General features: G+C 65.5%; 14 protein-coding genes. 10 read left to right on the top strand and 4 right to left on the bottom strand.

The features are described from left to right. Window positions 1-23 precede the first annotated feature (23 nt). On the top strand, window positions 24-12794 hold the full coding sequence (locus LXE91_RS20270) for a filamentous haemagglutinin family protein (protein ID WP_082139572.1): 12771 nt from the start codon (window positions 24-26) through the stop codon (window positions 12792-12794). A 163-nt stretch (window positions 12795-12957) separates the two neighbouring features. Here LXE91_RS20270 and LXE91_RS20265 read toward each other — a convergent pair whose 3' ends face one another. Beyond that, complete coding sequence (locus tag LXE91_RS20265) at window positions 12958-13941, bottom strand: substrate-binding domain-containing protein (RefSeq protein ID WP_306461303.1); 984 nt, start codon at window positions 13939-13941, stop codon at window positions 12958-12960. Window positions 13942-14409: 468 nt separating this feature from the next. Beyond that, on the bottom strand, window positions 14410-15711 hold the full coding sequence (locus tag LXE91_RS20260) for a substrate-binding domain-containing protein (protein WP_039344045.1): 1302 nt from the start codon (window positions 15709-15711) through the stop codon (window positions 14410-14412). A 661-nt stretch (window positions 15712-16372) separates the two neighbouring features. Between LXE91_RS20260 and gspF the strand changes: the two genes are divergently transcribed. Further along, window positions 16373-17590 carry a type II secretion system inner membrane protein GspF gene (gene gspF / locus LXE91_RS20255; RefSeq protein WP_039344047.1) on the top strand — a complete coding sequence of 406 codons (1218 nt, stop codon included), beginning with the start codon at window positions 16373-16375 and terminating at the stop codon, window positions 17588-17590. An 8-nt stretch (window positions 17591-17598) separates the two neighbouring features. Here gspF and LXE91_RS20250 read toward each other — a convergent pair whose 3' ends face one another. Next, window positions 17599-18045 (bottom strand): general secretion pathway protein GspC, encoded by a 447-nt coding sequence (locus LXE91_RS20250; RefSeq protein WP_039344048.1) that lies wholly within the window; start codon window positions 18043-18045, stop codon window positions 17599-17601. A 64-nt stretch (window positions 18046-18109) separates the two neighbouring features. On the opposite strand from LXE91_RS20250, the gene gspG reads away from it, so the two are divergent. From gspG to LXE91_RS20220, 6 genes are all read left to right on the top strand, one after another. Then, complete coding sequence (gspG, locus tag LXE91_RS20245; RefSeq protein ID WP_046196550.1) at window positions 18110-18577, top strand: type II secretion system major pseudopilin GspG; 468 nt, start codon at window positions 18110-18112, stop codon at window positions 18575-18577. A 7-nt stretch (window positions 18578-18584) separates the two neighbouring features. Continuing rightward, window positions 18585-19091: a GspH/FimT family pseudopilin gene (locus tag LXE91_RS20240; RefSeq protein WP_046196534.1), complete on the top strand. Its 507-nt coding sequence runs from the start codon at window positions 18585-18587 to the stop codon at window positions 19089-19091. 182 nt (window positions 19092-19273) lie between these two features. Then, the gene (locus tag LXE91_RS20235; protein WP_039344050.1) at window positions 19274-20020 is read left to right on the top strand and encodes a TonB C-terminal domain-containing protein; all 747 of its coding nucleotides are present in this window, start codon (window positions 19274-19276) and stop codon (window positions 20018-20020) included. Window positions 20021-20026: 6 nt separating this feature from the next. Beyond that, complete coding sequence (locus tag LXE91_RS20230) at window positions 20027-20575, top strand: RNA polymerase sigma factor (protein WP_039344052.1); 549 nt, start codon at window positions 20027-20029, stop codon at window positions 20573-20575. Between the two features lie 11 nt (window positions 20576-20586). Continuing rightward, complete coding sequence (locus tag LXE91_RS20225) at window positions 20587-21582, top strand: FecR family protein (protein WP_039344054.1); 996 nt, start codon at window positions 20587-20589, stop codon at window positions 21580-21582. A 257-nt stretch (window positions 21583-21839) separates the two neighbouring features. Beyond that, window positions 21840-22091 carry a FecR/PupR family sigma factor regulator gene (locus tag LXE91_RS20220; RefSeq protein WP_223274306.1) on the top strand — a complete coding sequence of 84 codons (252 nt, stop codon included), beginning with the start codon at window positions 21840-21842 and terminating at the stop codon, window positions 22089-22091. A 271-nt stretch (window positions 22092-22362) separates the two neighbouring features. On the opposite strand, the gene LXE91_RS20215 is transcribed toward LXE91_RS20220, so the two are convergent. After that, entirely contained in the window at window positions 22363-23187 is an 825-nt protein-coding gene (locus LXE91_RS20215; protein ID WP_039344187.1) for a hypothetical protein, read from the bottom strand. Between the two features lie 182 nt (window positions 23188-23369). On the opposite strand from LXE91_RS20215, the gene LXE91_RS20210 reads away from it, so the two are divergent. Next, window positions 23370-23897, top strand: a complete 528-nt coding sequence (locus LXE91_RS20210; RefSeq protein ID WP_278068158.1) for a hypothetical protein — start codon at window positions 23370-23372, stop codon at window positions 23895-23897. Next, window positions 23894-25006 carry a hypothetical protein gene (locus LXE91_RS20205; protein ID WP_278068157.1) on the top strand — a complete coding sequence of 371 codons (1113 nt, stop codon included), beginning with the start codon at window positions 23894-23896 and terminating at the stop codon, window positions 25004-25006. Before LXE91_RS20210 ends, LXE91_RS20205 begins: the two co-directional genes overlap by 4 nt. Window positions 25007-25021 lie beyond the last annotated feature (15 nt).

Raw genomic sequence — 25021 nt, 5'->3', positions numbered from 1 at the left:
TTCCTAGCATCGGGGTGGCAAGAATGGCAGCACGCGCACGTACGGAACGACAACTTCGCGCAACGGCCTCGCGGTCGGTCCTGAAATCGGAGCTGAGCCCGCTTTACCGGGCGGTCGTGCTGATGCTCGCGGCGGGCGTGTCCGCCCATGCGCATGCGGCGGGCATCATGAACCTCGGTCACGTGGCCGCGAGCCCCGCGGGCGGCGGCGCGGGCGGTGTCGGCGGCGTGCCGGGGATGCCGAATCTCGGCGTGTCGCCGCAGCAGGCGCTGCAGGCGAGCCAGCCGTCGATCCGCAACCTCGGGAATGCGGCACATGCGATCGCCGCGCAGATCGCGGCGCAGCAGAATGCGGCGGCCGCGGCGGCGAAGCTGCCGTCGACCGTGCCGAACGGGCTGGCGCCGGGCGGGCTGCAGGTGGCGGCGGGCGCGTCGGGCGATACGAACAATCCGGTGCTGTGGGTCAATGCGAACGCGCCGACGCAGAACGTCGACGCGAGCGGCCACGTGAACGTCGACGTCAAGCAGACCGGGCAGAACGCGGTGCTGACGTGGGAGACGATGAACGTCGGCCGGCAGACGACGCTGAACTTCGATCAGTCGGGCGGCACGCAGACGAACGGCGCGAACAACTGGGCCGTGCTGAACCGGATCAACGATCCGAGCGGCAGGCCGAGTCAGATTCTGGGGAACATCACCGCGCAGGGGGCGGTGTATGTGATCAACCGGAACGGCGTGCTGTTCGGCGCCGGGTCGCAGGTGAACGTGCATTCGCTGGTGGCGTCGTCGCTCGACGTGCTGAACATGAACAACTACAACCAGACCCTGCAGAACCGGGTGCCGGTTGTGACGGACAACAGTCTCGCGCAGGATGCGGCGGGGATCGTCGCGAGCAACAAACAGTTCCTGAGCCTGCCGGCCGGGACGACGGGCGGGCTCGCGTATCCGGAGTCGGGCAGCTCGGGCGGGTTGAACGGCAACAGCAGGCTTCCGAACGAGGTGCTCGGTCTGGGCAACCAGGTCAACCTTACCTCCGCGAGCCAGTATCAACCGTGGGGTGACGTCACGATCGAACAGGGCGCGTCGATTACCACGCACGCGAACGGCAACGCGAGCGATGGCGGCTTCGTGATGATCGCCGCACCGAACGTGACGAACGCGGGGCATATCAAGGCGACGGACGGGCAGGTGGTGCTGGCGGCCGGCGTCGGGGTAAGCCTGCGGCCCAACAGCGGCGCCACGACGAATCCGCAGGTGCTGCTGCCGGAGCTGAGCGGAAAGATCACGCTGCTCGGCCCGAATGGCCAGATGACCGACATCACGCCGGCCGGTACGCTGACCAATACCGGCATCGTCGAGGCCGCGCGCGGCAATGTGAATCTGCTCGGCAGCCGCGTCGCGCAGAATGGCGTGGTGGGCGTGACGACGAGCGTCAATTCGCCCGGCACGATCACGATTTCCACGGTCGACGAATATTTTTCCAACAATCCAACCGGGGCGGCCTATCTCGGTCAATCGCTTCAGACGACGGACGGTACCGGTGGCGCCAACGACACGCACCGCGCCGGCCTGTTGAGCTTCGGCCCGGATTCGGTGACCACGGTAATGCCGGACGGCAATGGCCAGACGACGCCGTCGACGCCCGGCGCGACCTTCACGCCGGGCAGCATCGGCATGACGGCCGGCTCGGTGTGGTTCCAGGGCGGTTCGCTGATCGAGGCGCCCGGTTCGAAAGTATCTGTTGCGGCGCTGACGCCTTCGGCATCGGGCGCGCAAGCGCCGGCCGGCCAGACCGCCGTGCCAGGCCGGATTTATGTCGACACCGGCGCGACGATCGACGTGTCGGGCCTCGCGAACGTCGAGGTGCCGATCGGGCAGACGCTCGTGACGGTCGACCGCATCGGCCAGAACGAACTCGCCGATTCGCCGCTGCTGCGCAACGGCTTCCTGCTCGGGTACAAGAATCTCGTGTTCGACAGCACGCTGACGGGCACGCGCAGCGACGGCGTGCAATGGGTCGGCAGCCCGATCCTGAATCTGTCGGGTTATGTGAACCTGATTCCGCGCACGGTCGACCAGTTGTTGACCAATGGCGGCTCGATCACGCTGTCGGGCAACGAGGTGATGACCGCGACCGGTTCGTCGATGAACCTGAACGGCGGCTACGTGCATTACGACGGCGGGATCGTCAACACGACGCGGCTCGTCGGCGCCAACGGCGCGCTCGTGCCGATCGGACAGGCGAGCCCGTACGACACGTACGTCGGCATCGCGGGGCAGTTCGTCGAATCGCATCCGCGCTGGGGCGTGACGAAGACGTGGTACAACCCGCTGCTGACGATGGGCGGCTATCAGGGCGACTACATCGTCGGCGGGAACGCAGGCACGCTCGATATCTACGGGCTGCAGTCCACGGTGCTCGACGGCGACATCAGCGCGCACGCGTTCGGTGGTGCGAAGCAGATGCAGGGCAACAGCCTGCCGAGCGGCGGGACGTTCAACCTCGGCGCCGATCCGAAGCTCGACGGCGCCGCGCTGGTGCACCTGACGTCGAACAACAGTGACGTCGCGTCTGGCACGGCGGGCCTGGTTGTGCTGCAGGACAATGCGCCGAAGCTCGCCGACATCGCGCCGGGATTCTCGATCGATACGCCGCTCGACAAGACGGCACTGCAGGCGCTGCCCGCGAACGATCCGCGCAACGTGCTCACGACCACCGTGGTACCGGTCGCGACGCTGAATAACGGCGGTTTCGCGAACCTGAACGTCACCGAGGACAAGGTCGGCGGCAAGGGGGTAGTGGTTCCGCAGGGCACGCAGCTGAACCTGCAACCGGGTGGGTCCATTACCTTGAACAGCCCGGTGCCGGGTACCGACGTCAACGTGGCCGGGCGGTTGTCCGTGCCGTCGGGATCGATCTCGATCACGAGCGGTGGCAACGTGATCGTCGGCCCGCAGGGCGGGATCAGCGCGGCAGGGCAGTGGGTGAACAACGATGTGCAAGCGGCACCGGGCACGACACCCGGAAACAGCCAGTTCATCAACGGCGGCAGCATTACGCTGTCTGCGCTGCTTGGATCGAACGTCGTCGGCGGCGGGTTGTTCGGCGATACCTCGGGTTCGGTGCTGCTGCAGCCCGGTAGCGTACTGGACGTGTCAAGCGGCGGCGACCTGCTGTCGAACGGGCAGATGCTGATGCAGAACGGCGTGCCTGCCGGACGAGGCGGGAACGTGACGTTGCAGGCGTATTCCGCGACACCTCTGAAGCAGTTTGGCGCGTCGGACGGCGCGCCGACCCTGCCGACCGCACAGCCGACGGCCGGCACGATCGCACTGGGCGGCACGATCCTGAGCGAAGGGTTTTCGGGGGGAGGAACGCTGACGCTGCAGGCGCTCGGATTCCGGATCGGCGGTGCAGAGGCCGCAGCGTCGCCGTGGGATATCTATCTCCCGGAAACCTTCTTCGCGAGGCAGGGCTTTGGCAAGTATGTGCTGAATGCGTTCTACGACACGACGGTCGCACCCGGCGCGTCGGTTGCCGTCACGCAATTGAACCGTATTCCAGACATGCTCGCGCTTCAGCAGGCGGGCACGGGTGCGAACCTGTCGGCGGGGGGGCTGACCACGATTGGCCAGCTCGATGCCTATCACAGGCAGGCAACGAATCTTGTCCTGACGGCCGGCAACGATACGTCGTGGCGCAGCCCGGCCGGCGCGGCGCCCACCTATCCGGGCGTCACCGGCGCGGTCACGCTGTCGGAAGGAGCGTCGATTCACACGGACGCCGGTGCAAGCGTTGGCCTTGGCTCGCCGGCGCAGGTCACGGTACTCGGCTCGATCATTGCACCGGGCGGGTCGATCACGCTGAGCGCGGACGGGAACGGCACGTATGCACAGGCGGGCCAGTTCAACAGTGGTTTCAGAAGCTCGAGCCAATCGGTGTGGCTCGGCGCGGATGCTTCACTGGACGTGTCGGGTACGGCATTGGCCAATCCGCTCGCGGCGCCGGTCAAGATGGGTGGGACGACGGTCGTGCCGAACGCGGGAAAGGTGCTCCCAGGCGGTTCGGTGACGATGTCGAGCGATACGGGCTACGTGGTTGCGCAGGCAGGCTCGAAAATCGATGTGTCCGGTACCTCGGCGAATTTCGACCAGTTGCAGGCAAATGGGGGATACGCGTCGCAACCGGTATGGAGCGATGCGGGATCGATCACACTTTCGGCGGCGAACGGATTGTTTGCCGACGCAACGCTGGTGGGGCGTCCGGGCGCGACCCAGGCGCGCGGCGGCACGCTGACGATACTGCCGCATCAGAATGACGGCGCGAGCGGTACGGCGTTGGTCGTGCGGCAAGGCGGAACACTCGTGCCCACGGGGTTGACGCCCGGACAGGATTTCACGTCGGCGATCGATCCGACGACCGGGTTGCCGATCGGCCAGCCGAACGGTGTGCTGCAGTTTGCGGCGGACAGGTTGACCGGGTCCGGCATTGCGAACCTGGTGCTCGGTACGGCCACGCCGCCTGATCTGAACGGCGTGTCGCCGACACCGATCCTGTTCGCGGGCAACGTGACGTTGTCGCTTCCGGAGTCGGTGACTTTGAATGCGGGGCGACTTGCAGCCGTCGACATGGGACAGTTGTCGACGCTGCTGTCGACGCCGGTGCGCAAGCCTGACGGCACGATCGTGCCGGTCGTCAATACCGTGCTGGCACAGGCGCCGCAAGCGCCGCTCGGCGCGGCAGTGGAAATCAACGCGCCGTACGTCGCGTTGTCGGGGCCGATGATTCGGCCGTCGGCGCCAAAATTCACGCCGGTCCCGGCGATGTCGAATGCGACGCTAACCGTGAACGCGTCGTTCATCGACCTGATGAATCAGGTTCAGCTCAACAATTTTGGCCGAGCGAACTTCACGAGCAGCGGCGACATCCGCTTGAGTTCGACGAACGTCAGCCAGACGCAGACACCGGGCCTGACGCCCGGCATGCTTTATACGCCGGGCGACCTGACCTTCAAGGCGGCCGATCTGTACCCGTCGACCGGCAGTACGTTCGTCGTCGATGCAGTTGGCCCGATCGATCCGGCAAACGGCAAACCCGCACCCACGACGGTTACGTTCTCGTCGAACGGCGCATCGGGCACGCCGCTGTCCGCGGGCGGGACGTTGTTCGTGGACGCAACGCACATCGTGCAAGGCGGCACGGTGCGTGCGCCGTCCGGCACGCTCGTGTTCGGCGTCGGCGATCCGTCGAATGCGGCGACGCAGGCGCAATTCGGCGGGCTGCCGCTCGTTGCGACGGAATCGGTCAAGCTGGCAAGCGGGAGCGTGACGTCGGTCTCAAACCAGGGCAACGTGATTCCGTATGGCACGACGGTCGACGGGGTCGAGTGGCAGTTCAATCCTGTCGCCGGCAACACGACGCCCGACTTGACCGCGCCGCCTGCGAAATACGTGGGGGTGAACGCCGGCAACGTCGCGCTCGACAAGGGGGCGACGATCGACCTGTCGGGTGGGGGCGACCTGCAGGCGGCCGAATGGGTGCCGGGCACGGGCGGTACGCGTGATGTGCTGTCGCAATACAACGTGAGCTACGCGGGCGGCAAGGGCGGGACGGCGGTGCCGGTCAATGCCGGAGCCGGCAACGTCTATGCGATTCTGCCGGGCAAGCAATCGCCGGTCGCGGCTTATGACCCGACGTTCGCGCAAACGGTGCAGCCTTCGACCAATGCGAACGGCACGGCAACGACCGCCACGGCGGCGCTCGGCGTCGCCCAGGCCGGTATGAACGATGCGGTCGGCAAGGCCGTGTATCTGTCGGGCGTACCGGGGCTGCCGGCCGGCTATTACACGCTGCTGCCGGGAAAGTACGCGACAGTGCCGGGCGCGTATCGCGTCACGGTGTCGAACATCGCAGGCAATGTCGCGCCGGGCGCGAGCCAGGTGTTGCCGGATGGCACGGTCGTGACGGCCGGCTACTTTGCCGATGCGCTGACGGGCAGCCGCAGCGCGACACCGACGCTGTTCAACGTGCAATCGAACAGCGTGTGGCAGCAATATTCGCAGTACACGCTGACCGGCGCGAATGCGTATTTCACGAAACTCGCTTCGACCAAGGGCAACGTGACACCGCCGTTGCCGGTAGACGGTGGCCAACTGGTGCTGGCCGCAACCAAGGCGCTGACGCTCGGCGCGACACTGAATGCGTCCGCCGGCGCGGGCGGTGCGCCGGCCGAGGTCGACATCGCGTCGCAGGACATCCAGATCACCGGCAACGGTGCTGCGGCGCTGCCAGGTTATCTGCAGATCGGTAGCGATGCGCTTGATTCGCTGACCGCAGGCAGCCTGCTGATCGGCGGCACGCGTTCGGCGACGTCGAGCGGTGTCATGATCACGCCGATCGCGAATAGCGTCGTCGTGTCGAACGACGGGAGCACGCCGCTGAAGGGTCCCGAGATTCTGCTGGTCACAAAGACGGACGCCAGCAACGGCGATCCGAACGCAGCGAACGGATTGCGCGTCGACGCCGGTGCATCGATTGCCGCGCAGGGCGATTACCCGGCAGCCAAGGATCAGCCGATCACGATCGCCGGCGATGGCGCGCTGCTGCGCGTGTCCAACGGCGCGATGGTACCGCTCGCACGCACGGGTGGCACTGGCATGGGCCTGCTGACGGTTGGCGCGGGCGCGACGCTCGCGGGTGGCCAGGCGTTGCTGCTCGACTCGTCCGGCAACCTGAAGGTCGATCCATCTGCGGCGCTCTCCGCCAAGGCGATTACCGCCGACGGCTCGGCAATTACGTTCACGAACGCGAGCGGTAGCGCGGCGGCCGGCCTGCCGGGCTTCGTGGTCGATCCGGCCGGTCTCGCCCAGTTCGCGAACGCTCAGCAGGTGACGCTGCGCAGCTACGGCGCAATCGGTTTCATCGGCGACGTGAACGCGACATTCGGCAACAGCATCGATCTGAGCGCGGGCATGTTCACGAGCGATGGCGGGCACGTGACGCTGAATGCGCAGAAGGTCGCGTTCACGAACGAGATGGGTGCCACGCCCGGCACGACGACGGTCGGGAGCGGCACGCTGACGGTCAATGCGCAGGAGATCGACTTTGGCAGCGGCACGAAGACGGCGAGCGGTTTCGGCTCGGCGGCGATGAATGCGACCGGTGGCGTAGTCGGGCAAGGAACCGGAACATTCGACTTCGGTGCGCTGCCGGTGACGCTGAATGCGCCAGTCTACCTGGCGGATACGAGCTCGGCTGCCGCGGTGAAGACGACGGGCACGTTGACGCTCAATGGTGCGTCGGGTACGCCGCTGACGCGCGGCGCGGTTGGCGGCGCTTTGATCTTCATCGGCGGCACGGTTGCCGACAACGGCGCGACGATCAGTGCGCCGGCGGGCAACGTGACGCTCGAAGCGACGAGCGGCAACCTGACGATCGGCAATGGATCGACGGTCAGTTCGGCGGGCGTATCGAAGCAGTTCTTCGACGTGATGCGTTACGCGCCGGCCGGGTCGATTACGCTGACGGCCGATGCCGGCACCGTTGACGTACAGGCCGGCTCAACGCTTGATTTCTCGGGGGCCAGCGGCGGTGGCGCGGCAGGCAGCTTGTCGCTCTCGGCGCCGCAGCAGGTCGTGAACCTGAACGGCACGATCAAGGGCGCTGCGGCGAGCGGCATTGCGGGCGGCTCGTTCTCGCTGAATACCGGTGGCGCGGCCGACCTCGACGCGTTGTCGAAGACGCTCGCTTCTAGCGGCGTGAACCAGTCGATCGCGATCCGTACGAAGACGGGCAACCTGACGCTGTCGCAGGGCAACACGCTGAGCGCGAATTCAGTGCTGCTGACGGCCGACGGCGGATCGGGTAGCTCGGCCGATACGGCGAACGGCAACGTGAATGTGCTTGGGACGATCGACGCATCCGGCAAGGCAGGCGGTGCGATCGATTTGTATGGCCGCAACGGCGTGGATGTCGAAGGTGCGTTGCTGGCGCGCGGTTCGGACCCGCACCAGCGAGGCGGCAAAGTCAACATTGGCACAGCAGCGCTATTCGACCCGACGATCGTCGATGCAAATGGCGATTCGATCGCATACAACACGACTTACGGCTACGAGAATGTTTTGCGCGCGAATGCCGGCACGATTACGCTCGGCGCGAATGCGCTGATCGACGTGTCGGGTGGGACCGCCGGCGGTTTGTCGGGTGGCACGGTGAATTTCCGTGCGCCGCTGCTGATCGACAGCGGTGTGAAGATCAACCTACCCGAAGCATTCAACGACGGCAAAGGAATTGTCGGCTCGCGTGCGACTTCGCTCGAGGCATATGCCGTATGGAGCACGACGGATGCGACGACGGGCGCGAAGCACTTCGATGGCGTTATCGATCCGGCTGGATGGTATGACCGTAGCGGATATTTGCTGGCAGGCACGTTTACCGCGCAGGGCACGTCCGGCACGCCGGCGACGTTTTCGTTCGCGCCGGACGGTTCAGGCGGTGGCACGCTGACGAACCAGGCGACGGGTGCAACGGCGACCGTCACGCAGGCGCAGCTTCAGGGGGGCAATAGCGCGATCGGGTTCGGCGGACTGAACAACATGTATTTCGCACCGGCGAGCAACGGTGCGAATACGGATCACCAGACTTTCTACGGATATCAGAACGGCGATGCCTCGACGGCGGCGCCGGGTACGCTGATGGGGTTCGTGCAGCACGGACTCGATACGCTGGTCGATCCGTTTGCCGGCAAGAACATTGCGAATACGCGCATCGTGCCCGGAATCGAGCTCGACAACCCGAGTTCCGCAATCAATGGCGGTGACATCCAGGTGCTGACGAACTGGAACCTTGGCGCGGGTGCATCGCCGACGAATCTCGCGTTCCGCTTCGACGGGCAGGCGCCGGTCGTGACGCTGCGCGCCGAGAACAATGTCAAGGTGAACGCGAGCCTGTCGGACGGGTTCTTCCAGATCGCGAACCCGCTGGGCGGTGGGGGGACGATTGCGGTGCCGCCGTTGTCGACCTCGGGTGAAGCCGATGCCATCTTCAAGCTGCCGTCGGGTTACAACGCAGTCTACGGCTATGGAATCTGGTACTACGCGTCAAAGAATGTCGCATTCGCCCCGGGAGTGCCGGCAGGCGGTACGCCTGACGAGGTCGCTGAGTACTACGCACTCTACATGGCGTACGCGAACTTTCTCGACCAGAAGGCGACCAGTCTTTCGTCGGCACTGAACTACGATCCGAATTACAACAATATCGGTATCGTCTACAAGTTGAGAATCAACGGCAACGGTTCGGTTGTAACAGGGCAGCCGAAGGGCCCGGTTGCCCCATCGGCCGCCGAGCAGGCCGCGAATCCGGGCTCGTACCTGATTTATCTGAATCAGTATCAGAAATACCTCGCCGACTCGGTGCAATTCAAGATTCAGAGCGGCAAGAATCCTCTGGTGGACGTGCTAGCGGCACCGGCCGTCCAGCCTGTTTCCGTCATCACGACACCCACGATCAGCCTTCCGGCGGTGACCGACAACTCACCGTCGCCTACGCCCGTTGCTATCAATCCAATTCCGCTGCAGTCTGCATCGCTAGCGGGCGGCGCGAGCAGTTCGTTCCGGGTAGTGGCGGGTGCGGATCTGAACAGCACGAATCCGCTCGCGCTTCAGGCTCTGCCGGCAGGCGGAAAGACGGACGGCAAGAGCGTTGTCTTCGATGGGCACGCCACGTATGTCGACAGCAGCGGTTTCGCCGTGCTCGCGCCCACGATGCTTCGTACCGGTACTGGAGCCATCGACGTGGCAGCGGGTAACGGCATTGCATTGTTCAATGCTGCCGCGGCACAAGCGAACGATGCGGATGTGACCGTGCCGGGCGTGATTTACACGGCGGGGGCGCCGGTGGCGTCCGCGCCTTCGGGGGGGCCGACGTTGGCGATCGTACATGCCGGAACCGGCTATCAGGACATTCTCGTTACGCCGGCCGTCAACCCCGATTCAGCCGGTGACATCACGATTCGCGCGCAGGGCGACATCACTGGCGCTGAATACCTGACCGACACAAACGGCGCGGTGACCGGTCAGAAGGGCGCCAATATCAGTCAGTTCTGGTGGCAGTGGATGCAGATCGGCAATCCGACAGGGCTGGTCGGTGCCACCAATCCCGTAATGCAGACCGTCCAGACGTCGATCAACTTCGGCGCATTCGATCAAGGTGTATTAAGTGCGGGCGGGAATGTGTCCGTATCGGCTGGAGGAAATATTTCGGACCTGTCGGTGTCGTTGCCGACCACATGGTGGCTGACCGGAACTCGGACAGACACGCCGACCGTCAATACGGTTGGCGGCGGCAACCTGTCGGTGCGGGCTGGCGGAGACATTCTGAGCGGCGGCTTTTTCGTCGCCAAAGGAACCGGAACCATTGCGGCCGGCGGGAAGATCGGATCGGACGTTACCGCGCCCGCGCAACTTGACGGTCAACCGCCCGTCACGGTGGATACGTTGCTGGCGACGCAGGACGGCGTACTCAACGTGAATGCGCGACAAGGCGCCAGCATTGGGCGCGTATTCGATCCGTCATATGTGCAGAACAACACGTTGCTTGCCGCATACCGCCAGCAAGCCGACATGCAGGGGTATTCGTCGACGTCGGCCGTCAATATCTCGTCGACGACAGGTGACGTGGCGATCGGCACGCTCGCGGCGGTCGACCTGATTGGCGGCGGTGCAACCGCAACGCAGACACCCGGCAGGGTCGACCTGTCGTCCATTCTGCCAGCCTCGGTGAATCTGACCGCATTCACCGGTGGCATTACGGTAGCGGCGAGCGGTGAGCTGTATCCATCGGCGTCGGGCAATCTGAGTCTGATCGCGGACCAGTCGGTCAATCTGTCGAGCATCAATGGATTGGCTTCCGATGGGCGGCCGGTGTTCGGTATGCTCGATGTCGATCCTTCCGCGATGCCTTCACCCGTCGAGCCGAATGTCTTCGTCGTGAATCCGGCGCTCGCAACCGCGGCAGCGCATGATCCGGTTGCCCTGCACGGCGGCGATGTCGTACCCGCACGGATCTACAGTTTGAACGGCGATATTGTCGATGGCATGCTGCAGACGACCGGCGCCTATGCCGGCTTGTACAGCGGTCTGGTGCCCGTCGCGATCGACAAGGCCGCATTGATCCAGGCTGGCCGTGACATCGTCAATCTCTCGTTCATGGGGCAGAACCTGCGCAAGTCGGACGTGACCCGCATCGTGGCAGGGCGGGATATTTACGATACACCGCTCATTCGTTCGACGAGCGCCGTCATACCCGCGTTGGTGCTCGGCGGTCCGGGCACGTTCGATGTCGAAGCCGGCAGGAACATCGGACCGTTGACGAGTCAGGCTCAAGCTTATTTGAGCCTGGGCAGCGGGAGTTATGTCTCCGGGCTTCCAACCGGCATCGACGCAATCGGCAACGCAAACAATCCGTATTTGCCGCATGAAAGCGCGAGCGTCAATGTGTTGTTCGGTGTGGGGCCGGGCATCGACACTGCGTCGTTCATCTCGACGTATGTCGATCCGGCGAAGTCGGTCGCCGGTGTTTCCAGTGCGACGCCGGCGCTCATCACGTTCATGGAGCAATACGAGGCCGGACTCTCGGTCGATTCGGGGCTGGTCAACGATCAGCCGGCGGTCAAGCCGTTGAGCGCGGACGAAGCATGGTCGAAATTCAGGGCGCTACCGCAATATGTCCAGCAACTGTTTGCCGAGCAGGTGCTGTTCAAGGTGCTGACTGCGGTCGGCGAGGACTACAACAATCCCGCCAGTCCTTACTATCAGAAATATGCGCGCGGATACGAGGCCATCAATACGATGTTCCCCGCCTCGATGGGATACACGGCCAACAATCTCGGCGGAGGCAGCAACGGTTCGAACAAGATGCTCGACACGGGCGATCTGGACATTCGCAGCACGACCATCCAGACCCAGCAGGGCGGCAACGTCACGATCCTCGGCCCTGGTGGGCAGGCGTTGATCGGCAGCACTTCTGCGCCGCCGCAGATCATCGATGCCAGCGGCAAAGTGATCGCCGGGCCCGGGACGATGGGGATTCTCACGCTCGAACAGGGGGATATCGATATCTTCACGGATCGTAGCGTGCTGCTCGCGCAGAGCCGGATCTTCACCGAGCAGGGCGGAGACATGACGATCTGGAGCTCGAACGGCGATATCAACGCGGGCAAGGGTGCGAAATCGTCAGCCGATACGCCGGCCCCGCAATATGTTTGCGATGCGAACCACTACTGCACGGTCGATGCACGCGGGCAAGTCACCGGCGCGGGTATCGCGACACTGCAGAGCGTTCCGGGCGTACCGCTCGGCACGATCAACCTGATTGCACCGCGCGGTACGGTCGATGCGGGCGATGCGGGTATTCGTGCCGGCAACCTGAACGTCGCGGCACTGCGCGTCGTGAACGCGGACAATATCCAGGTAACCGGCAAGGCGAGTGGCATTCCGCTCGTGCAGGCGGTGAATACCGGCGCGCTCACGGCTGCGAGTGCAGCCGCATCGGCTGCGACCCAGGTCGCCCAGGATATGGCCAAGAACAACGCATCCGGTGTGTCGTCACGTCGCTGGACGATCTCGGTGCAGGTCGAGGGGTTCGGCGATGCGGGGGGGGACGGCGGGAAGAAGCACAAACAGCAGGTAGGCTACGACGCGTCGAGTTCGGTGTCGATTCTCGGGTTTGGTCAGGCGGGGCCGTCGCAGAGGGCGGTTCTCACGGCCGAGGAGCGTGCACGGTTGGGCAAGATTTGACAAGTGAAGACGAAGCGAGCCGCCAGATGGGCTGATGGCTCGTTTTCATATCGGCAGGAAACGGGGTGAGTAACGCTAACGCGGATCACCGGGGGGGCGAAGCGTTCGACGCGTCGAGTTCCAAGAACCGAGTCATAACGTCAAAAGGTTTTCCGAAGACAGCTTAGCGACCGGTCACCTGGCCAGAACAGACACTCGCATTACCAATGTCAAGGTTATAGCCGTTGACGTTACTAAGGAATGTGTTCGAAATGGCCGACTGAAAATTCGACGGGATCGTGCCGAAACCATTACCTTGAATAAGCGACGCAAAATTGACATTCGTGTAGTGAATGCTCAGGAAATCGCGCATCGCTAATATAACGGTCGGATTTGAGTAACATTGACTCACAATGATCTGGCTCGTGAACGAAAGCGGATATCCGGCGGGCGGGTTGCCGATGTTGGGCACCCAGGCTGCCGGATTGGTTGCAGTGACTTTATTGTCCGGTGCTGCCGCCGTACCGAACGCCACCGTCGCATTTGCATGGGTCGGGGCGTAGTATTTTCCATCGATTGAATTCAGAAGGCTCGCCACTGGTAATTGCGCTGCGCCTGATTCAGTTACGACCGAGCTAGAAGCAGCAAGGAACGTATTCGCATAGGCAGGACTCAGGTAACCGATCGCGGCACCTTGGGATGACAAGAGAGCACGGCGTAGGTCGCCGCTTCCCGCCGCACTGACGAAGTTGTTCGGGACATGGGCGTTCGGGAATGAAGCAGCGAACATGATCGACTCGACGAACGTGACACCTACGGCCGTATTGGACTGTGTACAAACAGATGCCAGATGGCGGCTCAACATCTTGTTCGTGCCTTCGTCCCCTCTCGGAAGATAGACGACCGTGATAGGCGCATTGAGAGTGTACGGCGAACCTGTTTCGGGATTGGTCACCTGATTCCAGTTCGAGAGTTTGCCCGAGAAAATACCGCAGAGGTCATCGTCGTTCAGCGCGACGCTGTGGGCTTGGTTGGGCGTTGTTTGCGGCGTCGTCGTGCTGGTCACGATTGGTCCATTAACTATCGGGATCGTGATAGGGGCAACGACGTACGGAATCTGAATCAGTGGTCCGTTGGTCGCACCGAGTCCGGTTGAATATGCTTTGATATCCGCGTCGAGTAGCGTTATGTCGACATTCGCAAAATCAACCGTTCACGTGAGATTTGCGGCGAGGTAGGTCGGCTGGTTGGCGACAAACGCGTTCCCGCCAATACCCGGACCGGCCGAGTAATACGTGAATGTACCTTCTGCAGTACCAAACAGTCCAATTTCAGACGAAGCGTTGCCAATCATACCGATGAGCGGCGCGACGAGCCACCACCTTGGAGATTCGGTGTGGCCATCGCGGTTGTGGCACCAACGCCGGAAAGCGCCAGGGTGATGATTTGGCAAAGTTTGCATTGAAAAAGCCGCATGATGAGATTCTCTCTGCGGGCAGGGCGACGATGTCCGTAGGCAGCCAGACGCCAAGGAGCCGGACATTTCGGGCATGTCCTGAATACAAAAGAAAACTGCGCCCGCGGTTACCCGGGGGCGCAGTCTGGTCGGCGACGGACCTTGCGGTCCGCCAACCGCTTAACGACCGGTCACCGAGCCCGTGCAGACGCCCGTGTTGCCGATGTCGAGGTTATAGCCGCTCGTGTTGCTCAGGAAGTCGGCCGAAATCGCGTTCTGGAAGTTCGACGACACGGTATCGAAGCCGTTGCCGTGAACGATCGACGCAAAGCTGGCATTCGTGAAGTGAGCGTTCAGGAAGTCGTGCACGGCGGTCTTGACCGACGAATCCGCATAGCACTGGCTCAGGATGATCTGGCTGGTGCCCGAAACCGGATAGCCCGAACCCGGATTGCCGACGTTCGGCACCCAGTTGGCCTGATTGGCGGCGCGAGCTTGGCTGCTCGGCACGGTAGCCGTGCTGAGCGCCGTCGTTGCGTTCGCATACGTCGGTGCGTAGTACACGCCGTTCGTCGCGTTCACGAGGCTAGCAACCGGGATCTGGAATGCGCTGGCCGGCGTCACGACCGTGCTTTGCGGAGCCAGGAACGTGTTCGTGTAGTCCGGGCTCAGGTAAGCGACAGCAGCCGTACCGGCCGACTGATAGCTCACCAGTTGCGAACGGACGCCACCGCTACCCGAAGCGGGCGTGAAGTTTGCCGGTACGCCGCCCGGGAAAGAAGCCGTGAACGTCAGCGAATCGACGAACGTTACACCCGTGGCCGTATTGGCGCTCGAGCAGACAGCTGCCAGGTGGCGGGTCAGCAGTTCGGTCGTGCCGCTGCCGTCCGAACGGTAGACGACCTTGATCGGCGAGCTGGTCGTCGTGTACGCCGAGCCCGTTTGCGGGTTGATGACCTGGTTCCAGTCGGTCAGCTTGCCCGAGAAGATGCCGCACAGGTCGTTGTCGTTCAGCGCGATGCTGTGCGCTTGACCCGGCGTCGTTTGCGGCGTCGTCGTGCTCGTGACGGCCGGGCCGTTGACGACCGGCACCGTGATCGGCGTGACGATGTACGGGATCTGGATCAGCGGGCCGTTGGTCGCGCCAAGGCCGGCCTTGTACGACGTGAGCTGGGCGGTCGACAGCGCCGCATCGCTGTTCGCGAAGTGGACCGTGCCCGTAACCGTCGAGCCGAAGAACGTCGGCTGGTTGTTCAGGAATGCGTTCTGGCCGGCGCCCGAGCCAACCGAGTAGTACGTGAACGAGCCTTCGGCGGTGCCGAACAGGCCGATTTCGGTCGCGGTATTGCCGATCGCGCCGATGGTCGGGGCGACGAGCGACGAACCGCCGCCGTGGATGTCCGCGGCCATTGCGGCCGTGGCGCCCAGACCGGAAACAACGAGAGCGAGGACTTGACAGATCTTGCGCTTGCTGGATTTCATGAGAAATTTCCTTGAACGAAGATAAACGGGAACCCCTGCTACTGCGGTTGGAATGCTTGTGGACCGCCGGGTAAATGTAGGGGGAAATACGAATGACGCGTGTGAATTTTTCATAACGAATGGTACGTAACATTTTTATCGAATGAGCCATTGCGTTATTCGGATTGGTAAAGCGTGAATTGGAGCGACATTCGCGCCAGTCGGAACGTCCAGATATTGGGATGCAGCCGGGGGCGTTCGACGGATTATGCGCGGGAGCCTGCGTCATGCGTGGCTGGAACCATTGGCTTCGTATCTGAGCCATGCGCAGCGCTATCCCAACTTCAAGACGGTTTTGTGGCGGATGTTACGGAACATTCCGCGCGCCGATGAATACATGTGTCTTTGATGTATTGCTTCCGTTTGGCGGGTGAGTCAGCAAATGGGCGGTTGGCGAAAATCGTGTGTATTTAATTGCGGCCGATTGATTTGGTGAATAAAAATGAAATCGTTTTTAAGTTATAACAATAACGACGAGACGTAATAAACCCCGCCCAAAAAGGTAGCCCAACATCCGTCACAAATCTGCGCTGGTTCGCTCCGTAGTCTTCCCCGGCGACTCCGTCCGGCACATTGCGCGCCGTCGCCGAAAAAGTCGCACGCGTGACACGAGGGCACTGACATGTCGGCATTCCGCTACGAAGCGATCGATCCCACCGGCCGCACGCTGAAAGGCGTGCTCGAAGCCGACAGCGCGCGCGCAGGCCGCAGCCATCTGCGCACGCAAGGTCTCACGCCGCTGATCGTCGAGCTGGCCGCGCAGCGCCTGCACGGCGAACGTCATCAACGCCTGTCGCTCGGCCGCAAGCTGTCGCAGCGCGAGCAGGCGATCATCACGCGCCAGCTCGCGAGCCTGCTGGTCGCGGGGCTGCCGCTTGACGAATCGCTGTCGGTGCTGAGCGAGCAGGCCGAGCGCGACTACGTGCGCGAGCTGATGGCGTCGATCCGCGCGGAAGTCGTCGGCGGCCATTCGTTCGCGAACGCGCTGAGCCAGCATCCGCGCGATTTTCCGGAAATCTACCGCGCGCTCGTCGCGGCCGGCGAGCACACCGGCAAGCTCGGCATCGTGCTGTCGCGCCTGGCCGACTACATCGAACAAAGCAACGCGCTGAAACAAAAGATCCTGCTCGCGTTCACGTATCCGGGCATTGTCACGCTGATCGCGTTCGGCATTGTCACGTTCCTGCTGAGCTACGTCGTGCCGCAGGTCGCGAACGTGTTCACCAGCACGAAGCAGCAGCTGCCGACGCTGACGGTCGTGATGCTCGCGCTGTCTGACTTCGTGCGGCACTGGTGGTGGGCGTCGCTCGCGGCGATGGTCGCGATCGTCTATGCGATCCGCAAGGTGCTGTCGCGCGATGCGCCGCGGCTCAGGTTCGACACGTGGGTGCTGACCGCGCCGCTCGCCGGCAAGCTCGTACGCGGCTACAACACGGTGCGTTTCGCGAGCACGCTCGGCATCCTCACGGCGGCCGGCGTACCGATCCTGCGCGCGCTGCAGGCGGCCGGCGAGACGTTGTCGAACCGTGCGATGCGCGCGAACGTCGACGATGCGATCGTCCGCGTGCGCGAGGGCTCGGCACTGTCACGCGCGCTGGCGCATACGAAGACGTTTCCGCCGGTGCTCGTGCACCTGATCCGTTCGGGCGAGGCGACGGGCGACGTGACGACGATGCTCGATCGCGCATCCGAAGGCGAATCGCGCGAGCTGGAGCGCCGCACGATGTTCCTGACGAGCCTGCTCGAACCGCTGCTGATTCTCGCGATGGGCGGCGTGGTGCTCGTGATCGTGCTGGCGGTGATGATGCCGATCATCGAGCTGAACAACATGGTGCAGTGATGCGGGGCTCAGCGCACGTATGCGTTGGTTTTCTCCGCGGCGGGCAGCGCGATCTCGCGATGCAGCCCGTTGCGGTCGACGACGATCGAGCGTGCGCGAACCTCGGCCAGTTTCGCGGCTTCGCCGATTGCCGCGCCGAGTGACACGACGCGCGACGCGTCGCCGCCGACGCTGACGATCGCGGCCGCACGGCGCGCATCGAAGGCGAGCACGCCGAGCAGCTGGATGGCATCGCGGCCGTCGTCGGGTTTTGCACCGAACAGCCGCGTGCCGGCGGCAACGTCGATCGGCGCGGGCGGCGGTGCAAGCGTCGCGACCGGCGCATCGGCAGCGCTCAGCACGCGCACGGCCCACAGCGACACAGTCACGAGTGCGGCCGCGGCAGCGAGCGTCGCGGCGAGTGGAACGAGATCGGCGCGCGACGGCGCGATGCGAAGCAGGTCGAACGGTTTCATGGCGACAGGTCGGTGCGCTGAACAGAAGATGTTTTCCATTCTTTGTTGCGAGGGTGAATGCATGATGACGGGGCCCAACGAAACCCGAACGCGATACGCCGGCCACGCGGGAGGACACACGCAACGCGGCTTCACGCTGATCGAGATCATGGTGGTGGTCGCGATCCTGGGGATTCTCGCGGCGCTGATCGTGCCGAAGATCATGAGCCGCCCGGACGAGGCGCGCCGCATCGCCGCGAAGCAGGACATCGGCACGATGATGCAGTCGTTGAACCTGTATCGCCTCGACAACGGCCGCTATCCGTCGCAGGAGCAGGGGCTGACCGCGCTGGTCCAGAAGCCGGCAACCGATCCGGTGCCGAACAACTGGAAGGACGGCGGCTATCTGGAGCGGTTGCCGAAGGATCCGTGGGGCAACGCGTATCAATACCTGAACCCGGGCGCGCACGGCGCGATCGACGTGTTCAGCTACGGCGCGGACGGCAAACCGGGTGGCGAGGGGAACGATGCGGACATCGGCTCGTGGCAGTGACGAAATAATGCGCATCCTGAACAGTCGCGGACGGCGCGCGCTCACCGCGCATCGCACGGCGGCGGGTTTCACGCTGCTGGAGATGCTCGTCGTGCTCGTGATCGTTGGATTGCTGGTCGCGGTCGTGACGCTCGCGCCGTCGCGCAATCGACGCACCGATCTGGCGGAGGAGGCCCAGCGCCTGGCGAACCTGCTCGAATCGGCCGGCGACGAAGCGCAGGTGCGGTCGATTCCGATCGCGTGGCAGACGGTGGGCGGCGGCTATCGCTTCGTGCAGCGCACCGAAAGCGGCACGTGGGCGCCGATGACCGACGACCTGTATCGCGCACGCCGCTGGGGCGCGGAAGTGACGGGCGTGTCGGTGCGGTACACCGGCGGCGGCGAAGTGCCGTCGCGCGTCGTGCTCGGCAGTGAAGGCATCGACGTGCCCGTGACGATCACGCTGTGGTCCGGCGACGTGCGGATGGCCGTGGTCGGCACGGGCATCGGCAACTTCGTCGTGCGCCGGCCGTGAGCGACGTTCGGCGCCTGGCATGCCCGCAATGTGGGAACACGCCGCGATTGAATCGCATCGCTGCACGCTTCACCGGACTGTCATAGTGCCCGCTCACAATCTGACGTTCGTTTGCTGCGGAACCGCTCACGGGGGGGCGCGTTTCGCCGGCAACGTGCAACTCCACTTCCGTCCAGGGATTCATGACTCGTTCACGGGCGCCGACCGGTGTCCTGGCGCTCGTCGCGTGGCTGGCGTTCGTCGTGCCGTGCATGCACGGCATACACGCGCAGGAGACCGGTTCCATCGTCCGCCAGCCGGGTAGCGTGGTGCATTTCGATCTGCCCGCGCAGCCGCTCGCGAAGACGTTGCAGGACTTCGCGCGGCTCACCGAGCTGATCGTGCTGGCGCCCGCGCCACTGCTCGACGGGCGCACGAGTGCGCCTGTCCAGGGCGAATTCGTGCCGCGCGCCGCGCTCGAGCGGATGCTGGCCGGAACGGGGTTGCGTGCGGAATTCTCGCGCCCGGACGAAGCGATCATCGTCGCGCAGCCGGCCGCCGAGCAGGCGCCCGCGACGGCCGACACGCCGGCGGATGCGGCCTTGCCGATCGACGGGGTCGGCGATTCCGGCGATCGGCGCGCGTTCGCGGGCCTGCTGCAGGCGCATCTGATTGATGCGCTGTGTGCGCAGCCGGCAGCGGTGCCGGGCAGCTATCGACTCGTCGCGCAGGTGCGCATCGACAACAGGGGGGCGGTGGTGGCGGTCAACATGGTGGCATCGAGCGGTTCGGCCGCCCGCGACGCGGCGGTGATGCGCGCGCTGCGCGCATTGAAGCTGGACGACGCGCCGCCGGCGGACCTGCCGCAGCCGGTCACGATCCTGCTGCGGCCGGCCGGCAACGGCGTGCATTTCCGCTGTCCGGCGCCGCAGCCGGCCGTCCGGGGCTAGGCCGTCATGTCCGACAGCAACCGCTCCGGGCTCCGGAATCTGCTGGCGACGCGCTACGCGTACCTCGTCAGGCGCCTCGAGCGCGTGACCGGGTCGAAGGACGGCGCCGCCGACGCGCTGCACGAGACGTGGCTGCGTCTCGAGAACGCGAACGTCTCCACGCAGGTGACGAACGCGGACGCCTATATACTCGGGATGGCGAACAATGTCGCGATCGACCAGCATCGCCGCGAACGCCGGCATCTGCACGACGACGATGTCGAGACGCTGCTCGAGATGCCCGACGAACTGGCCGATCCCGAGCGCATCGTCGCGGCGCGCCGCAAGGTCGAGACGTTGAAGGACGTGCTGCGCGGCCTGCCGCCGCGGCGCCGCGCGATCCTGCTGGCCGCCCGTGTGGACGGCCTGCTGAACCGCGAGATCGCCGAGCAATTCGGCATTTCGCTGCGGCTCGTGGAAAGCGAGCTGAGTGCGGCAATGAAGTACTGCCTGCAGCGCATGCAGGAAGACGGCGATCCGTACTCGGGCACGCGAGGCGGCCCGCGTAAATTTTGAGCATCAGGACGATGACGAAAGCCCAGGCCGAACCTGCCCACGACGAACTCGACGAAGCGAGTGCGTGGCTGCTGCGTCTGCGCTCGGGAGACGCGAGCCAGGCCGAAGCCGATGCGTTCGAGCGCTGGTGCGCCGATCGTCCGCAAGCCGCCGATCTGCTGCGTGATACCTGGAGCGCGCTGCGCACGGCGGCGACCGAACTCGCACACGAGGAACGCGCGGCCGCTGCCTGGGCAAACGTGGCAAGGCGCGAGCGCACGATGCGCACCGGGCGGCGCGCGTTCATCGGCTTCGCGGTGGCGGCCGGCGCGTCGTGGCTTGCCGTGCGGCCGCCGATGCAGCTGTGGCCTTCGCTCGGCGATCTCGCGGCCGATTACCACACGGGCACCGGCGAGCAGCGCAGCGTCGCGCTGTCGTCGCGCGTGACGGTCGCGCTGAATACGCAGACGCGTCTCGACGTGCTGGCCGCGAGCGACGCCGCGCACGGCGTCGAAGTCGTCGCCGGAGAGGCGGAGATCGACGCAGCCGCGCCGCCGGCCGATCGCGCGACGCCGATCCAGCCCGTCACCGTGGTGGCCGGCGGCGGCCGCATGCAGGCGACGGTCGCGCGCTTCAACGTGCGGCGCACCGGTTCGCAGGTCTGCGTGACCTGCCTCTCCGGCACGGTCGCGCTCGAGCATCCGCGCGGTGCGCGCACGCTGACGGCTGACGATCAGGTCGTCTACGACGATCGCGGCGTGCAGCCCGTGTCGCGGATCGATCCGGGCGCGGTCAGCGCATGGCGGCGCGGGATGCTGGTGTTCAACGGCGTGCCGCTCGCCGATGTCGTCGACGAGATCAACCGCTACCGGCGCGGCAAGGTCATCCTGCGCAGCGCGTCGCTCGGCGAAAACCGGATGCAGGCGCAGTTCCCGATCACGCGGCTCGACGACGTGATCGACATGGTCGGCCGCCTGTATGGCGCGCACATCACGCGCCTGCCGGGCAACATCGTGCTGCTGAGCTGACCGGCTCCCCACGCTTTACTTCCCGTTCTCCTTTCCGCCGGCGATGCGTTCGCGGCGCTTGCGGCTGTCCGCGCACTGCGGGTTACGGCCGTCCGATACGACTTGATCAATGAGGGCCGGCAAACGCCGGGCCGTCCGTCATGGCGGCCCGGTGTGACGTCGTCGGACCCGAGGCGTGGGTGGCAAGCGCCCCGGCCGTGCAGCGATGCGCGGCGCGGGGGATGTGTGTCGATGGAGCTTCGGGCGGTGGCGTGATCATGAACGAATCGCAACGGGACAAGGATCCCGGCGACGCGAATACGCGCGCCGATGCGATCCGCGAGGGCGCGGTGCGCTGGTTGCTGTGGCTGCGCACCGGCGACACGACGCAACAGGAACTGGACGCTTTTGCATGCTGGCGCGCGCAGAGCGACGAGCATGCGCGCACGGTCCGCGAGCTGATCTGGATGTGGGCCGTGCTGGAGACGGTCGGCCGCCCGGAGCCGGGCGGGTCGACGCGTACGCATTGATGAGGCCGCTTTGCGCGCGCACTGCACTGCCATGGTGCGCATTCGCGTTCGCGCGGCGGCGCACGGGCGTTGCAAGAAAGTCTGCGGGTTATGCGGGCCCGCTTCGACCTTGTATATGAGAGAGCGAGGGGGCTGTGCGGAGGGGCTGTAGCGCGGAGACCGGGGAACGGGGGCCTGAACGGGCCCCCGGATCACCGTGCACGCACGGCAGCGGGCGTGTGGCGCCGATGTGCCGGCCGCGTCATGCAGGCCCGGATTCACGACCCGGGATTCAGGATGGCGCCCCGGGCTGCAGGCCGGCGCGTGCGCCGTTCCAGGCGGCGTCGAGCGGATCGCCGGCATCGCGCAGCGGCTCGCGCAGAAAGGGAAAGCGTTCCACGAACGGTGCGGATTCTTGCAGGGCCACGATATGGTTGACCATCCATTGCAGCAGATCGCCGCCGTGCCGGACCTGTTCCGGCCGCCAGTCCGGCATCGACGAGAAGAGGGCCGAGAAGCCGCTCCAGCGCGACGGACGGTCGTTGTCGCCGGGCCGGAAATAGGTGTTCATCGCGACGTCGTGCGCGTCGGTCAGCGCGCCGACGAACAGCCCGAGCGGCGTCGGCACGCCGATCTGCTGCCAGCCTTCCGCGAGGGCCAGCGAGCGCATCACGCGCGCCGCGACGAACGCGATGCGCGTTTCATGCTCGATTTCCGCGAGCGACATCACGCCGTTGCGCTGCATGCAGCGTGCGACCGCGTGCGGCCGGATCACGTTCGACGCGAAGCTGCGCAGCACGAGGTCGGGCACCGTCAGCTGAAGCTGGAATTCGCGCAGGCCGTGCTCGGCGCTCATCGTCGAGAAGTTGACGAACAACCCTTCGGCATGACCGAGCGCACCGACGTACGGCTCGAGCCCGAGGCGCGCGAGCTTCGGCGCGATCTGGCGTTCGAGCAGGCGCATCAGGCTGCGGCGGTTGCGAACGCCGGTGAAATCGTCGAGGCCGCGCGTGACGACGTCGCTGATTTCCCAGCGGCGCTCGTCGGCGACGAGCCGCGGCGAGCCGCTCAGGTCGAACCGGGCGCGGCCATGGGCCACGCGGGGATCTACGTACATGCCGGTGCCTCGTGCATCGATTGCGGGCGGACCGCCGCGGCGGCGCGCCGTCGCGCGGGTCCGGTCGCCCACGATGCTGCGGCGTCGCGGGCAACCCGTCAAGTGCGAACGTATCGCGACGCACGCGTGCGCATGCCGTTGCGGCGGCGCGTGCGATCAACCAGACAGTGTGGGGTAATCCGATGATGCGCACGATCGTGGAACGCTTTGTCGAGCAGAGCCCGATGACGATCATGGCGCGGCTCGTGCTGCAATGCGCGCTGCACGACGACTGGATCGGCGCCGCGGCGGACGCCGGCGACGAGCCCGACGGAGAGTCGATCCGCGAGGCGCTGTTTGCGCTCGCCGTCGACGCGATCGCGTCGATTGCCGCGTGGCAGCGGATGCCGGATGCCGGCGTGGCCGCTACGCCCGGGTTCGGCGCGGCGGTGACGGCACTGCACGATTGCATGAGCCGCTGGCGTGCCGGCTGGGGGCGTGCGCTGGCAAAGGACAGTGTCGAACTGCTGCTGCCGGTCGCGTCGGCGCACAACGCCGACGGCGCGCATGCAGTCGACGGGATGCGGCTGCGCGTGCTGGACGGTACCGGCGAGGCTTGCGCGCCCCAGGCCGGCGGATGCGACTGCGGGCGCGCGTGCGACGACCCGCGCGTGATGCGGCGGCGGGCGGTGCGCGCGTCCTGCCGGTCTACGATCCGGAGCTCGGGATGATCGTCGACTTGCTGCCTTGCGAGCGTGGCCGGACGCACGAGCGTGCGTTCGTCGGCGCGCTGCTCGAAACGGTGCGGCCCGGCGAGCTGTGGATCGTCGATGGGCGCTTCGATACGGACGCGCTCCTTTCCGGCTGGCCGCGCCGCGGCGGCGCGTTCGTGCTGCGTGAATACGGCCGCTCGGCCGCGTGCCGGCCGCTTGGCGACTGGCAGGAGGGCGGCGTGTTCGGCGACGGGCGGCTGCGCGAACAACCCGTAGGGATGGTCGGCGAAGGCGGCGTGTCGGGCGCGTTTCGGCGCATCGAATGGCACCGCGCGGAGGCGCCCGGCGAAGTCGTCACGCTGTTGACCGATCTGCCGGCCGAGCGGTTCGACGCACCGCAGGTCGTGGCGCTGTCTTGCCGGCGCTGGCGCGACGCGCTGCCGCTGGCGCTCGAGCCCGTCACGGGCGGCGCGCCGCTCGGCGCCGTGCCCGCGCGCGCGGCGCTGCTGGCGAGCGGGATCGCCGCGTTTGCCTACAACGCGTTCAGCGTGATGACGCGCGTCGTCGGCGGTGCGCTCGATCTCGACGCGCGTGACGTCGACCGCTTGCCGTCGCTGATCGCCGACGGCGTGACGGCGACCTACGCGGGCATGATGATCGCGCTGCCGCCCGACTGGTGGCAGCGTTACGACCAGCTGCCCGCGACGACGCTCGGCCAGATCGTGCGGATGCTCGCCGTGCACGTCGACCCGCGCAGCGAGCGGCGTCGGCGCCGCGACAACCGGCTGTCCGCGAAGTCGCAGGCGCTGCTGCGCGCGGCGACGCTCGAGCGCCTGATGCACGACGACGGCGACGATCCGGCCGCCAACGTGTTCAGCCTGCGCACGATCGCGATGGCGACGCGCGACTTCAGCAGCAACCCGTCGAAGGCGCTGCGGCATGCGGGCGAGGCGCTCGTGATGGTGACCAAGTACAACCGGCCGATCGCGCTGCTCGTGTCGATCGACGACTGGAACCGGCTGCTCGGCGAAGTGCGCGAGACGAGCTTCACGCGGCTGTCGTTCGATGCGGCGGTGACGCCGCAGGGCGTGCGTGCGGTCGGGTTGGGCGAGTTGTCGCGGGTCTAGCGTGCCGCCGGCCCG

Origin of the sequence: Burkholderia contaminans, assembly GCF_029633825.1 — a bacterium.
In the GTDB taxonomy this organism is placed as follows: domain Bacteria; phylum Pseudomonadota; class Gammaproteobacteria; order Burkholderiales; family Burkholderiaceae; genus Burkholderia; species Burkholderia contaminans.
This window is presented reverse-complemented; position numbering and strand designations above follow the sequence as displayed.

Excerpts from the sequence above, each read along its gene's own strand:
- LXE91_RS20270 (WP_082139572.1), top strand. The coding sequence starts at position 24 with ATGGCAGCACGCGCACGTACGGAACGACAACTTCGCGCAACGGCCTCG.
- LXE91_RS20260 (WP_039344045.1), bottom strand. The coding sequence starts at position 15,711 with ATGAAATCCAGCAAGCGCAAGATCTGTCAAGTCCTCGCTCTCGTTGTT.
- gspF (WP_039344047.1), top strand. The coding sequence starts at position 16,373 with ATGTCGGCATTCCGCTACGAAGCGATCGATCCCACCGGCCGCACGCTG.
- LXE91_RS20250 (WP_039344048.1), bottom strand. The coding sequence starts at position 18,045 with ATGAAACCGTTCGACCTGCTTCGCATCGCGCCGTCGCGCGCCGATCTC.
- gspG (WP_046196550.1), top strand. The coding sequence starts at position 18,110 with ATGACGGGGCCCAACGAAACCCGAACGCGATACGCCGGCCACGCGGGA.
- LXE91_RS20240 (WP_046196534.1), top strand. The coding sequence starts at position 18,585 with ATGCGCATCCTGAACAGTCGCGGACGGCGCGCGCTCACCGCGCATCGC.
- LXE91_RS20235 (WP_039344050.1), top strand. The coding sequence starts at position 19,274 with ATGACTCGTTCACGGGCGCCGACCGGTGTCCTGGCGCTCGTCGCGTGG.
- LXE91_RS20230 (WP_039344052.1), top strand. The coding sequence starts at position 20,027 with ATGTCCGACAGCAACCGCTCCGGGCTCCGGAATCTGCTGGCGACGCGC.
- LXE91_RS20225 (WP_039344054.1), top strand. The coding sequence starts at position 20,587 with ATGACGAAAGCCCAGGCCGAACCTGCCCACGACGAACTCGACGAAGCG.
- LXE91_RS20220 (WP_223274306.1), top strand. The coding sequence starts at position 21,840 with ATGAACGAATCGCAACGGGACAAGGATCCCGGCGACGCGAATACGCGC.
- LXE91_RS20215 (WP_039344187.1), bottom strand. The coding sequence starts at position 23,187 with ATGTACGTAGATCCCCGCGTGGCCCATGGCCGCGCCCGGTTCGACCTG.
- LXE91_RS20210 (WP_278068158.1), top strand. The coding sequence starts at position 23,370 with ATGATGCGCACGATCGTGGAACGCTTTGTCGAGCAGAGCCCGATGACG.
- LXE91_RS20205 (WP_278068157.1), top strand. The coding sequence starts at position 23,894 with ATGATCGTCGACTTGCTGCCTTGCGAGCGTGGCCGGACGCACGAGCGT.